Origin of the sequence: Polaromonas sp. UBA4122 (assembly GCA_002381615.1) — a bacterium.
GTDB lineage: Bacteria > Pseudomonadota > Gammaproteobacteria > Burkholderiales > Burkholderiaceae_C > Polaromonas.
Genome location: DFWY01000087.1, coordinates 1 through 11,934 on the forward strand (window position 1 = coordinate 1; position 11,934 = coordinate 11,934).

Sequence of the window (11,934 nt, forward strand, 5' to 3'; positions counted from 1 at the left end):
ATGGCCACGCGCTGCCGCTCGCCACCTGAAAGCGCGCTGGGCATGCGTTCGAGCAAACTTTCGATGCCTAGCAGTTCAATGGCAAGCGCCAATGAGACTCGCTGCTGCGACGCCGGAACGCGGCGCTGGCCGTAATGCAGATTGCGCTGCACGTCGAGGTGCGAGAAAAGACTCGCCTCCTGGAATACAAAGCCGAGTGGCCGCCGGTAAACGGGCACCAGCAAGCCTTTGGCATCGTCTTGCCAAACCTCACCATTGACCACAACGCGGCCAACGCAGCCACGCTCCAGGCCGGCAATACCGCGCAGCAGCGTCGTTTTGCCGGATCCCGATAGCGGCATGATGCACAAGCTGCGCACACTCAATCCGGGCAAGCTGTTTCTGGAAGCGCCTACCGGCAACAGCGCCACCTGCAAGAGTTGCGCCCATTGCCCCTGGATGGCCATGAACTGCCTGTTTGACGTGGCCCGCGTGCTGGAGACCGGCGCCAATGAGGTTCACGTCGACCCCGCATTGGGCCTGCGGGCTCGCGTTCCGATTGACCGGATGTTGGCGTTTACTGCGGCGCTCAAAGGCGGGCGAGACGCTGGGAGTCTGATGCCGCTCATAGGGGCGGCGTAGTCGGCGCTGGTCGCGAGGGCAGAGATTGGGGCATGGGCCCGCGCCTCATACTGTCAAATGCCCAGAAATCGGCGGGGACCCACACCCCAATCTCTGCGGGCGACGTCTCTGGTTAACGAAGCTGGTTTTGATGCTCGCGAAGGACAGGTCTGCAGCGGGAGCGGCCGATCCCAATGACCGTTATTCGGAAGTCAAAAAAGTGTTCTTAAACAAGTCAGTGTGGCATCGTGACTCAGGCGGTCTGTGACATGAATTAGATGATGTTATTCGTGGGCAGGGATATGGGGCATTCAGGGTGCTCGGCACTTGTCAAGCGCCAAGGTGGTTCCGTTTCTTTGGGGATGACAGCTGTTGGCGCCTACTGGAGTTGTCGATGCAGCAAAGGCATCAACGCCTGTTGCCCCTTGGGAGTCAAACTCAACGCACGCGAATCACGCCGCATGGTGAGCCAATGCTGCGCGACATAGTGCTCCAACAACGCTTTAGGCAGCGCACCCGCCAAATGGTCTTTTCGTTCCGACCAGTCCATGCACGGATACGCCAATCGTGCCGCGGATATTTTTGGTATTACTACGCCCAGCTTGACGAGCCAAATATGGCCTGCATCCGTGAGCCGCAAGCCCTGCTCAGTCTGCTCCAAATGTTTGCATCGCATCAGCATCTCAAACTGCGCCACACCCAGTTCGCCCGCCAGATGGCCGTAGCAGCGGCGCGCGCATTTGAGCGGTCGAAAAGCGGGTTTACTCCAGCGTTCGCTTAGGTTGTCGCGCTCGGCCACCACGGAAAGCGCTTCCAATGCGTGGGCCACATCCTCATCCGCCAGCGCAAAGTATTTGTGGCGCCCTTGAACGCGGAGAATGACCATGCCGTTGTCGACCAGTTGCGCGAGCTGGGTGCTGGCCGCTTGTGGAGTGATTCCTGCGACCGTGGCCAGTTCGCCCGCACTGCGGTATTCCGCTCCCATCAGCGCCGCCAACATGCGTGCACGGCTGGGGTCAGCGATGACGGCGGCGATGCGCGAAAAGCGCGGCTCTGGGTTATGCATGGAGCTATTGTGCAGGCTTACGACACGAGTTCCGAGGTGCGGTTGATGGTGCCCGTCACGTTTTGAGTGAAAGTACGTTCTTCCCACAAGATAAAGCGCCTTTCTTGAGCCCAGGCAAAATTGCGCGCACCTTCTTCATCTTGACGCAGCCGGGCGCGATAAGCCTCATAGGCGGCAAGGCTCTCAAAATTGATAAACCCCACGCTTCAAAGTTACTGCCCTCATGTGGCAAAAAATAGCCCACCAAATGTTCCCCACAGCGAGGGATGATACGGCCCCAGTTTCCCGCGTAAGTCGCAAATGCGTCCTTTTGAAAGGGATCAATCTCGTAGCGGATAAAACAGGTGATGCTCATGCTATGCCTTTCCCTGTGTGGGGTGTGGTTTGGTGATGTTGCAGCGAATCCGAAGGTGCCTGCACGCGTTCGTTGAGCCCGTAATCGCGCTGCACTTCGGCCACACGCAGGCGATAGTTGGACAGCACGCCCGTTCGACCCCGCGCCTGAGCGTCGCGATGTGTTTGCAGGTTACGCCAGACTTGCACTGCGGCCTCATCCCGCCAAAACGACAGAGACAGGTATTTGCCGGGGGTGGCCAGACTTTCAAAGCGTTCGATGGAGATAAACCCGTCTATCTTGTCCAACTCCGGCCGCAGTTCGGCCGCCAGTTCAAAGTACTCGGGCTTTCGCTCGGCGTCTGGCCAAAGTTCAAAAATAACAGCGATCATGGTGTTCCTAAAAAATCGTTGACAGCTTGGTACAGCGCGGTCCGACCGTTTTCAAGGTGCATCAGATGGGTGGCGTGGGGTATCTTGACTTCGCGCTTGCTGGTGCTGCCTGCCGCGGCCAACCACGCGGTGGCATCTTGGTCGGTGCACAGCGAATCCCATTCGCCGCGCACCAATAGAACGGACGTGCTCAGTTTGGCAGGCTCGTAGAGCGCGGTGCCAGACCACTGGGTCATGATGTCCATCAAAGGCCCATTTGGAGTGGTCAATGACGGTGGCTGGCGCGCGGCGCTACTCGGGTCTTGCGCAAGGTAGGCGCTGGCCCAGGCTTGTATGTACCGGTCTTGTAGCATGGGTGGTTGACCCTTGGGCACGTCTTCAATGAAACGGCGGTACTGTTCCCATACGCTCAACAAGCGGGTGGAGCCCAGCGACGGTACCGTGAGGGACATGTGTCGCTGCACGATGGGAGCAAACATGACAAGCTTGCCCACTTTTTCAGGAGATTGAATCACAAATTTCGCAGCCGGAATGGTGCCCCAAGAGTGCGCCACCAAATAAATGGGCTTGCCGCCGTTTTGACTGCGGATGCTGTCAACCACGGCGGCAATTTGCAAGGCGGCGCTGTCAGCGCGGCCAATCGGTTTTTGGTCTATGTCAAGCGGACGCTCGGAACGTCCAAAGCCTGAAAAGTCAAATCCCCATACGGTGTAGCCAGCCGCGTTGAGCACGTCCGCCCAAGACTGTCCGTCAAAGCGGAAGAAGACAGACAAGTCAGAGCCAAAGGTGGCGCCGTGCACGTACAGCACATCGCCCATAGCGGAGCCGCGCGTGGCAGCTTGTTTGCCAACATGCAAACTCAAACCGCTGAAGGGTTCGAGCACTTGGCTGGTTTGCAGTGGCGATACGCCCGGCAAGGCTGTCGCTGAGGATGCAGGAGTGGGGGAAGGTTGCGCCCACACTTGCCCCATTCCGATCAGTCCAATTCCCAAACCCAACAAACCTAGAATCCGTTTTTTCATGTTGCAATCTTTCAAGAGTAGAGCAGCGATCATGAGACTTCTATGGCTGTAGATGCTTCGGGTTAGACAGAAGTAAGGGCGCCATGGGAAATTGGCTCGGAAACCCACCGTCGGGTATCGGGTGACCAGTTTTGGAATTTGTAGACCCGCTTTCAGTCTTCAAGAGTCCACCGACTTGCGCTGCAGTCATTTGATAACAACGTCCCAGTAAACAGCAGGTATCCAAATTGACCTACTCGATTTCAACGTTTGCTTTTGTACCCTGATTCGCGCTGGCTTCGCATGGTCAGCACAAAGACCGTATCAAGCGGCGCCACGTAGCGATACAGCGCAACGTAGCCACGGGAAGCCCGCCCAATAATCAACTCGCGTTTGCCGCCTTTGACTGGCCGACCAATCATGGGGCTGGTAGCCAATACTTGCACAGCCTCCAGAATTTCCCCTATGCGTTCGGGTGCGGAGCCGACGTCGAACTGCGCGATGTAGTCAAAGAAGCGGTCGAAGTCGTCGAACACCTCAGGAGCCATCTCAATGCGGGTCATTGCAATCGTCAACGCTTGGAGCTGCGAGCCAAGGGCTTGGTCGGGCTTTCGCCAAGTGATTTGGCTTTCAGATACGCCTTTGCGTCTTCCCAGGATACCGTCTTCCCGGAAGCCAATATTCCCTTCCACCGCTCGTCTGCGACTTCATGGAATTCACTGTCGAGTTCAACCTGCTCAACCGTTTGGGATATGGCGTCGAGAATGAAGGCATGCGCTGATTTACCAGCTTGTTCTGCCGCAGCAGCGATGCGCTCCTTCATGCTGTCATCGAGCCGGATGGTGGTGGTCTGCATGGTTCTCTTTCAAAGTACCAGTTCAATGTAGCATGATTGTGCTACTCATGCAAACCGCCGGGATTTTACTCAACCGCCCGATGTCAACGCCATGGCGTGCTGTGTCATGCAAGCTCCTCTGGGGGGAAGTCAAAACTGTCACGGAACGTGAAGTAAAGCGAGGTAAAAAACATCGACGCCATCAGCAGCAGGGCGGGAAACAGCAGGTCGCCGGCCAAGCCCGGATTGCCCATCAGAGATGCGATTGTGGTCACGCTCACCACCAGCAGGATCAGCACGGCCAGCCACATCAGGCCAAATACCGCATAGGCCCAGAAATTGCGCCCACACGCCACGATGCTGAAGAACGGATAGGCTTTTCAACCACACGAGGCCAAGTATCGCAGCTTGGGTCAGCCCTCGCTCCGCGGGAAGGCCCTCGATTTGTTGCCCTGCCTGGCGGGTTCACCACCAAAGAGCCCTGTTCAGGAGATCGATTTCCGGTGTGCGGGGTACGCCACACGCAGGGCTACCCCGCAGCGCATCTGAATCGCCGGTTTGACCGGTCACCGGTTGACGCGCTGATCGACCTGATAGTCGGGTGCCGCTTGCGCAGCCGGATCCCAGTCCGGCTCGATTTGCACCCCGTCCCCATCTGCGCATCACAGTCCTCCCACAGCGGTGGCCCGCGCGCGGTGGCTATGCTCGGGGCCTGGGAGTCCACGCCGATGTGGTCGAGGATCTTCCTTATCTGTGCGCCCTCGGTAATAAACGCGATCAGGCGCATTTGGCCACCGCACATCGGACACAGCAGCGGGAAGACCTGCGTTGGGCGACGCCCAGGCGCGCGCGCTGCTGGCGGCGCCGCCGACCGATACCTTGAAGGGAAAACGGGATCGGGCTATTTTGTCGCTGTTGCTGTATCACGGGCTGCGTCGTGAAGAGTTAACGAAATTGCGGGTGAAAGACTGCAACCAGGAAAGGCGCGGCGTGCCGCACCTGTGCGTGCAGGGCAAGGGCGGAAAGCTGCGCTACCTGCCGACCCATCCCGATACCTTGCGTCTGGTGGCGGAGTATCTGGAGGCGGCAGGCCACGGCCTGGAACTGGACGGGCCGCTGTTTCGGCGCATCCGCGCGCCGCAGGCCGGGACGGTTGCCAGCGCCTTGACGCCGGGCGCGGTCTATGCCGAGGTGGTGGTGTTCTATATGGATCAGCTTGGGATCTCTGGTGACAACATGGGGCCGCATGCGCTGCGCGCCACCGCCGCCACCAGCGCCCTGGAGAACAACGCCGATATTGCCAAGGTCCAGGAGTGGCTGGGGCATGCCAGCATCAGCACCACCCGGGTCTACGACCGGCGTACCTCCAAGCCGCAAGACTCACCCACATTCCGAGTCGCCTACTGAGGACCGATTCCAATGCCAAATTGGTGTTGACGCCAGGTCTTTTACGGTGGCGTGTCGGCGGGGGTATCTCTGGCGGTTCTGTCGCATTAAGCGTTTTCAGAAATTTTGACACACCATAGGTAGCCAACTTATTGTGCATAGACACTACCTGTAGCGGCCAACTTGCTAAGTTCTTGCTTAATGCGACAGAACCTCGTTCAGCGCCTCAAGTGCCCGATTCTTTTGTTGGTAGACGAACTTGCGACTGACGTTGTTCTCGGATGCCAGGTGGCTGATGTTGGCAGAGCCGCTCATTGCTTGGATGGCCAGGTCGATGCGTTGGGTCGTGAGAAGTTTGGTTGCCTGGAAAGTTGATGAGGTCATGCCGATATGCCGCTGGAAATGAAGGGCAGCAAGTATCAGTGAGTTCGCAGTTCGAATACCTGGCCACGTCAATATTCGCTTTGAAACGGGGTTAAAGTGTTACCCGGGTTTGAACCACGCCTACGTCCTGACCCTCATTGCTGAGCGCTGGGTGTGTTTATACGATTCAACTGCAACCACCTCGCTACCATCACGGGGTGCACCGCCAACGCGTGATCACATTGATGGCGGTCAAGTATGGAATGTATGATCGACCTCCTTATGCGATGAAGCATTCTGTGGCAATTGCCACATCCCTACGCTATCTATCCAAGGATCAAATATGAAATTCATTTCCCGTACATTGAGCGGCATGGTCTGCGCGGTTTGTTTGGGGCTGGCTGTGCCAGCCATGGCCGCCGAAAAAGTCAACATCGGCGTTGTGACCGGTCCGACCTTTGCCCATACCATTGCGGCCCAAAAGTTCAAGGAAGAAATCGACAAGGCCTTGCCCGGCAAGTACGATGTGATCGTTCACCACTCTGCTGCATTGGGCAGCGAAACACAAGTCCTTCAACAACTGCAGTTGGGCACGGTTCAAATGAGCGTGTGTACGACCGGTCCGATCGAGGCCTTTGTCCCCGAGATCAAGGCGCTGGAAATGCCCTTTCTGTTTAGCTCCTACGAGGCGTCAGACAAGGTTCTGGACGGTCCCATTGGCCAGGATTTGCTCAAACGTTTTGACAAGGCCGGGCTGGTCGGCATGCATTTTCTGGACAACGGCTTTCGCAACGTAACCAACTCGAAGCGTCCGGTAAACGGTCCTGATGACCTCAAGGGTATGAAGATTCGCACGATGGAATCGCCTACCCACCTTGCAATCTGGCGCGCCATTGGTGCCAACCCAACGCCTATGGCCTGGCCTATCACCACCCAGCTTCAGCAGGGTGTTCTTGATGGTCAGGAAAATCCAATTTCTGTGATCTTCGCCGCCAAGCTCAATGAAGCCGGACAAAAATACCTGTCTATCACCCGTCACGTGTATTCCGCACTGGTGTTTGTTGGCAGCAAGGCCTTTATGGACAAGCTGCCAGCTGCCGATCGCAAGGCTTTCATGGACGCGTCCAAGACAGCTTCGATCGTGGCTCGCCGCTACGTGCGCGACAACGAGGCTAGCCAGCTCGCAGCGCTGAAAGCCGCTGGCATGCAGGTAGTCGAGAACCCTGACCTGGCCGCCTTCCGTGCCAAGACCGAACCGGTTTATGCATCCTTGAGCGGTGATACCAAGAAAATCGTCGACGAAATTCGCAAGACTGTCAAGTAAGAAGCCTGTGAGTGCAAACGGCGTGGCGCTTACCGCCACGCCGATTTTTTTTGTTTGGAGAAATCATGAGTCTTAACCATCGGCTGCTGTTGATCAGTGATCGGGTCAATGGCCTGGTAGAGAAGTTGTTACTGGTCGCGGGCGTTGCCATTTCGGTGATCCTCTTTGCCCAGGTGTTGGCGCGCTATCTTGGTGAGTCGCTGAGCTGGTCGGAAGAGATCGGTCGCTACCTGCTGGTGGCAATCACTTTTCTGGGTGCCACGGTTGCCTACAAGCGGGCCCATTTCATTGGCTTGGCGGGCTTTGGCGCGCGCTTCGGGCTGCTGGTTGAGCAGATCATCATGCGGGTGCTGCAGCTGCTCAATCTGGGCTGCTTCGGGCTGATCACCTGGTACGGCGCGATCTACACGGTGAACTCCTGGGAACAGACTTCGACCGCAGTGCAGATGCCCATGTCGCTGCCGATTGCCGTGGTGCCGCTGTCCGGCGCGATATTTTTGCTGCACATACTGGCCGACATGACCAAGGGAAAGCAGGTTGCACCATGATCATCGTCCTGTTGTTCACATTGATGTTTTTGCTGATGGCGCTGGGGCTACCCATTGCCCTGTCCATCGGTTTGCCGGCGATCGGGTTGATCGTCACTCCAGGCGTCTTTCCCGATACGGTCTCTCTGGCCGCACTTGGCCAGACGGTGGTTCAGCAACTGTTTTCCGGCGTCGATTCATTTGACCTGTTGGCAGTGCCCCTGTTCATGATTGCGGGCTCCATCATGGAGGTCGGCGGTATTTCCCGGCGGCTGATTGATTTCTGCGATAGCCTGGTTGGCTGGGCACCCGGTGGACTGGCGGCTGCAGCCATCGTGGCGTCGATGATCATTGCAGGCATTTCTGGGTCGGCTGCGGCCGACACTGCCGCGATCGGCGGGGTGGTGATTCCGGCGATGATCCGCCAGGGGTATCCGCCCGCGTTTGCCGCTGCCGTGGTGGCTGCCGGTGGTTCGATTGGCATCATCATTCCGCCCTCGATTCCGATGGTCATCTTCGGCTTCATGACCAACATTTCTACCTCGCAATTGTTTGCGGGCGGCATGATGGTCGGGTTGTTGCTGGGATTTTCCTTTCTGCTTATTGCGGTCTGGATATCCTGGCGCAAGGGCTATGGCGTGCGCCTGCCGTTTTCCTGGAAAAAGGTGGCCGTTACCGGCAACGCTGCGATCTGGTCCATGGGGGCTCCGGTGGTGGTGCTCGGTGGCATTCTGACGGGGATAGTGACCGTTACCGAAGCTGCCGCGCTGGCTGTGTTTTATGCACTGCTGGTTGGCACGGTGATCAATCGCGAACTTGCCTGGAAGGATCTGCCTGGGCTCATCATGCGCTCGCAGGTTGCCGCTGGCGGGATCTTGTTCATCATCGCCATGGCCAAGATATTTGGATGGTTGCTGGCGATGCAGCAGGGTGCCCGTCTGTTGGACGTTTTCGTCAATTCGCTGTCTCTGCCGCCCACCGGTCTTTTGTTGCTGGTCATGGGCCTGTTGCTGGTGGTTGGCTGCGTTATGGAAACCACCGCCGCGCTGTTGCTTTTGGTGCCGGTGCTGGCGCTGCTGACTCCGCAGATGCAGGTTGATCCGGTTCAGTTTGGCGTGTTGGTTGTGACCAATCTGGCCATCGGTATGTTGACGCCGCCAGTCGGTATTTGCCTGTTTGTGAGTTGCGGGATTGCCGGAATATCGCTGGGCCAAATTTCCCGCGCCGTCATGCCACTGGTGGTCGTTGCGTTGATCGACCTGATGATCGCCGCGCTGTGGCCACCGCTCACCATGTGGCTGCCGACCTTGTTCTACCGCTGAGATAGAGCAACGCTGCTTCGGAATCCACCTCAATCCAGTCTTGATTGAGGTGGATCATCAACGGCCATCGGCGTGCCTGCAAGTGACTCAAGCCACGGTCGACGAGATACCCAACGCCCGCGCTGTGGCGGCAAAGGCGCCCTCGCCGATTTGGCGCGGAAACACACACATTGACAGCAAACGGACCATGGAGTTTTTTGTGGGAAAGTAAGTTCTTATTGTTGCTGTTTTGGCAATGTATCGATGACGATTCGAGTATTTATCATTGGCAAAAGGTAACTACTCAGCACCAATTTTAGGCAGACGACTTCGATTTGGCCGAAGCAGGGCTGAGGCGTTGCACCCTTGAATGCGACCACAAGTGACTCAAAGACATTGGCCCCTTGCTTGTGCAAGGTGGCGCAATACGAGCGAATGGGTTCTGTCGCATTATGTTGGCGCCGACACCGATTTGACCCAGGCTGCCGATTTCCGCTGACCCACCCCGTCAGTCGGGAAACCCGCTCGGTGCAACGATTTCAATCACTTTGCCCTGGGGCAGTCAAAGTCGGCAGCCTGGGTCAAAAGATCTTCGGCAGCAACATACTCGTCTTTGTCTGCCAGATAAACGAACTCTTTCTTGTCGAATTGTCCGTTGGCCTTATTGTTGGAAGTGAGCGGTTGGGGAACCCGCCGTCTACTCCTCCCAGCCCAAGCGCTGGCTTGTGCTGACTGCACGATGGCGATGGTCCTCTTCGACGTGAAGGTAGATGCTGGTGGATAGCCATTCAATTGGTCGCTCGCTGTCCGGCGGTGCTCGCCACCCCACCGGGAACAACAGCGGTGCGGCTTCGTGCTCTCGCGGCAGCGCTGACAGGCTGAGCGCACGACGGTAGTTCAATATGTTGAACAGGATTTTTCTGTGTGCCAATGAACGCTTCAAGGGAGTTGAATAGATCGTCGAAAATCTGCTTGCCGAAAGCTTGTTCAATATATTGATACTGCAAATTGATTAATGGGGCCATCTCGTTGACGAGTTGATCCCCTTTTGGCGCCAAACGAACCACAACACGCCGCTGATCTGCTGAAACGCGGCTGCGTTGAATGAGCGCCATCTCTTCCATGCGCGCCAGAACGCCAGCCATACTGGCGCTAAGAATCTGGCACAGATTACAAATTTCACGGGGCTCAAGCTGCGCATGCTCGTCCAATGCGCGCAGGATCCGCCACTGCTGATCCGTCAGACCAAAGTGATTGAGGATCGGCCGAAAGTGAGACATCAGACACTCCCTGGCTTTCAAAAAAAGCTGGGGCAGGTTGCGGTAGGTCATTCGAGGCTTCAAGTTGGACTCCTTTTCAAGTTTTGCTTTGCGATCGCGCAAATTTGGGGGTCAGGAAATTACACCTCTTGACTCACTCACATATTAGTGATTAAACTACTAATATGTTAGTAAATCTCTCTAAAATCCGTTTCCAAATGGAAAATTTGGCATGATTGTCAGAGACCGGCCATCCGGGCTCAAGATGTTCCTGCTTATTCGCGGATCGATACTGCCGAGGATTTTTCCATCGTTGCTGGTCAACTCCGTGGTCGCCACTTTGGTCACCATTGCCCATGGTGACCTGTTTAATCTTAAGATCACACTGACTACGATTCCCTTCAGCTTAATCGGACTGCCGTTAGCGATTTTTTTGGGATTTCGCAACAATGTCGCCTATGACCGTTTTTGGGAAGGGCGAAAATTATGGGGCGAACTGGTTCAAAAAAGCAGGAGTTTGTCGCGTCAGTGTCAGAGCTTGATTGCATATGCGGAGCCTGCCCAGGCAAGTCGCGGCTTAACGGATGCGCGGGTTCGTATGATCTACCGTGCCATTGCTTTCGCGCATGCCTTGCGCCAGCATCTACGCGACGATGCGGCGACAACTGGACTGAAGAACCTGCTCCTTGAATCGGAATGGCAACAGATCGGAAAGTCATCCAACAAACCGGATTTTCTCATGATGAGAATGGGTGAGGATCTAGGTCTATGCTTGAAAGAGGGACGAATTGACAGTTGCCTTGCTGCCGGTATTGATGCCACCCTGTCCTCAATGACCGCCGCCGCAGTTGGCTGTGAGCGCATAAAAAGTACACCGATCCCCTTTTCCTACACACTGTTATTGCACCGGACCGCGTATCTCTACTGCTTCCTCCTGCCGTTCGGGCTAGTCGACTCAATCGGATTCATGACCCCGTTTGTGGTCGCTATCGTGGCCTACACTTTTTTCGGCCTGGATGCGCTAGGCGATGAGATCGAAGAACCTTTTGGCCTGGAATCCAATGACCTCCCGTTGGACACCATCTGCAGAACCATTGAAATCAACCTGCGCGAATCACTTGGAGACGAACACGTTCCTGCCCCGCTTGAACCCGTGGACTATTGCCTGATGTAAAGACAGGGGAAAAGCTCAACATCATCAAGCAATCTGTTGATCGCCTTACCCCCCCATCTTTGAAGACCGAAAGGGTAATTCAAAAATTGCCTGATGAGCATCAGGATCGTATCCGCTTGCCGTTTTTGAGAGAGCATGTCACTAACGCTGCCACAGCTGCCCAATGGATACACGGCGGTATGATCATCGGCATGAGCGGGTTTACCCGGGCAGGCGATGCCAGCCGATCAGCTTCCAGCATTCCAAGCTCCAAGCCAGACACTGGTTTTGGAGCTTTTGTGCGCGTGCAATGACTGCTATGAGGCCAGTCAAAATGACTCGTCGCAAACTCACGGCTTGACGGTTAACGCGACACCCTGCGTTCTTGGCGGG

General features: G+C 56.4%; 14 protein-coding genes and 4 pseudogenes. 7 read left to right on the forward strand and 11 right to left on the reverse strand.

Translation table 11 applies throughout. The features are described from left to right. Positions 1-374, reverse strand: a pseudogene (locus B3F77_RS11890) (ATP-binding cassette domain-containing protein); the annotation flags it as partial. Here B3F77_RS11890 and nadA point away from each other — a divergent pair. Beyond that, a pseudogene (nadA, locus tag B3F77_RS11895) lies at positions 331-621 on the forward strand (quinolinate synthase NadA); the annotation flags it as partial. The pseudogenes B3F77_RS11890 and nadA sit on opposite strands and share 44 nt — an antisense overlap. A 358-nt stretch (positions 622-979) precedes the next feature. Here nadA and B3F77_RS11900 read toward each other — a convergent pair. The 8 genes and pseudogenes from B3F77_RS11900 to B3F77_RS21000 all read right to left on the reverse strand — a co-directional run. Then, positions 980-1,666, reverse strand: a complete 687-nt coding sequence (locus B3F77_RS11900; RefSeq protein ID WP_293605157.1) for an ArsR/SmtB family transcription factor — start codon at positions 1,664-1,666, stop codon at positions 980-982. A gap of 17 nt (positions 1,667-1,683) precedes the next feature. Beyond that, positions 1,684-2,021: pseudogene (locus B3F77_RS11905) on the reverse strand (NIPSNAP family protein). Further along, positions 2,018-2,392 (reverse strand): antibiotic biosynthesis monooxygenase family protein, encoded by a 375-nt coding sequence (locus B3F77_RS11910; protein ID WP_293605158.1) that lies wholly within the window; start codon positions 2,390-2,392, stop codon positions 2,018-2,020. The pseudogene B3F77_RS11905 and the gene B3F77_RS11910 overlap by 4 nt, the downstream one beginning before the upstream one ends. Continuing rightward, positions 2,389-3,414, reverse strand: a complete 1,026-nt coding sequence (locus tag B3F77_RS11915) for an alpha/beta hydrolase (protein ID WP_293605159.1) — start codon at positions 3,412-3,414, stop codon at positions 2,389-2,391. Before B3F77_RS11915 ends, B3F77_RS11910 begins: the two co-directional genes overlap by 4 nt. A gap of 242 nt (positions 3,415-3,656) precedes the next feature. Next, positions 3,657-3,956 carry a type II toxin-antitoxin system RelE/ParE family toxin gene (locus B3F77_RS11920; protein ID WP_293605160.1) on the reverse strand — a complete coding sequence of 100 codons (300 nt, stop codon included), beginning with the start codon at positions 3,954-3,956 and terminating at the stop codon, positions 3,657-3,659. An 8-nt stretch (positions 3,957-3,964) separates the two neighbouring features. Continuing rightward, positions 3,965-4,249, reverse strand: coding sequence for a CopG family ribbon-helix-helix protein (locus B3F77_RS11925; RefSeq protein WP_293605161.1), 285 nt, complete (start codon positions 4,247-4,249; stop codon positions 3,965-3,967). Between the two features lie 104 nt (positions 4,250-4,353). Further along, positions 4,354-4,539 carry a hypothetical protein gene (locus tag B3F77_RS11930; protein ID WP_293605162.1) on the reverse strand — a complete coding sequence of 62 codons (186 nt, stop codon included), beginning with the start codon at positions 4,537-4,539 and terminating at the stop codon, positions 4,354-4,356. A gap of 255 nt (positions 4,540-4,794) precedes the next feature. Continuing rightward, positions 4,795-5,054: pseudogene (locus B3F77_RS21000) on the reverse strand (IS91 family transposase); the annotation flags it as partial. A gap of 2 nt (positions 5,055-5,056) precedes the next feature. Here B3F77_RS21000 and B3F77_RS11935 point away from each other — a divergent pair. Then, positions 5,057-5,635 (forward strand): tyrosine-type recombinase/integrase, encoded by a 579-nt coding sequence (locus B3F77_RS11935; RefSeq protein WP_293605163.1) that lies wholly within the window; start codon positions 5,057-5,059, stop codon positions 5,633-5,635. Positions 5,636-5,812: 177 nt separating this feature from the next. Here the strand turns inward: B3F77_RS11935 and B3F77_RS11940 are convergent, their stop codons facing one another. Continuing rightward, on the reverse strand, positions 5,813-5,998 hold the full coding sequence (locus tag B3F77_RS11940; RefSeq protein ID WP_293605164.1) for a hypothetical protein: 186 nt from the start codon (positions 5,996-5,998) through the stop codon (positions 5,813-5,815). Positions 5,999-6,320: 322 nt separating this feature from the next. Here B3F77_RS11940 and B3F77_RS11945 point away from each other — a divergent pair, with 322 nt between their 5' ends. The 3 genes from B3F77_RS11945 to B3F77_RS11955 all read left to right on the forward strand — a co-directional run bounded on the left by B3F77_RS11945 (position 6,321) and on the right by B3F77_RS11955 (position 9,150). Continuing rightward, on the forward strand, positions 6,321-7,301 hold the full coding sequence (locus tag B3F77_RS11945; RefSeq protein ID WP_293605165.1) for a DctP family TRAP transporter solute-binding subunit: 981 nt from the start codon (positions 6,321-6,323) through the stop codon (positions 7,299-7,301). A gap of 65 nt (positions 7,302-7,366) precedes the next feature. Beyond that, positions 7,367-7,849, forward strand: a complete 483-nt coding sequence (locus tag B3F77_RS11950; RefSeq protein ID WP_293605166.1) for a TRAP transporter small permease — start codon at positions 7,367-7,369, stop codon at positions 7,847-7,849. Further along, the gene (locus B3F77_RS11955; protein ID WP_293605167.1) at positions 7,846-9,150 is read left to right on the forward strand and encodes a TRAP transporter large permease; all 1,305 of its coding nucleotides are present in this window, start codon (positions 7,846-7,848) and stop codon (positions 9,148-9,150) included. The genes B3F77_RS11950 and B3F77_RS11955 overlap by 4 nt, the downstream gene beginning before the upstream one ends. A gap of 767 nt (positions 9,151-9,917) precedes the next feature. Here B3F77_RS11955 and hpaR read toward each other — a convergent pair. After that, positions 9,918-10,460 carry a homoprotocatechuate degradation operon regulator HpaR gene (gene hpaR, locus B3F77_RS11960; protein ID WP_293605168.1) on the reverse strand — a complete coding sequence of 181 codons (543 nt, stop codon included), beginning with the start codon at positions 10,458-10,460 and terminating at the stop codon, positions 9,918-9,920. Positions 10,461-10,620: 160 nt separating this feature from the next. On the opposite strand from hpaR, the gene B3F77_RS11965 reads away from it, so the two are divergent. Then, complete coding sequence (locus tag B3F77_RS11965; protein ID WP_293605169.1) at positions 10,621-11,562, forward strand: bestrophin family protein; 942 nt, start codon at positions 10,621-10,623, stop codon at positions 11,560-11,562. Further along, positions 11,550-11,855, forward strand: coding sequence for a hypothetical protein (locus B3F77_RS11970; protein WP_293605170.1), 306 nt, complete (start codon positions 11,550-11,552; stop codon positions 11,853-11,855). Before B3F77_RS11965 ends, B3F77_RS11970 begins: the two co-directional genes overlap by 13 nt. Positions 11,856-11,934 lie beyond the last annotated feature (79 nt).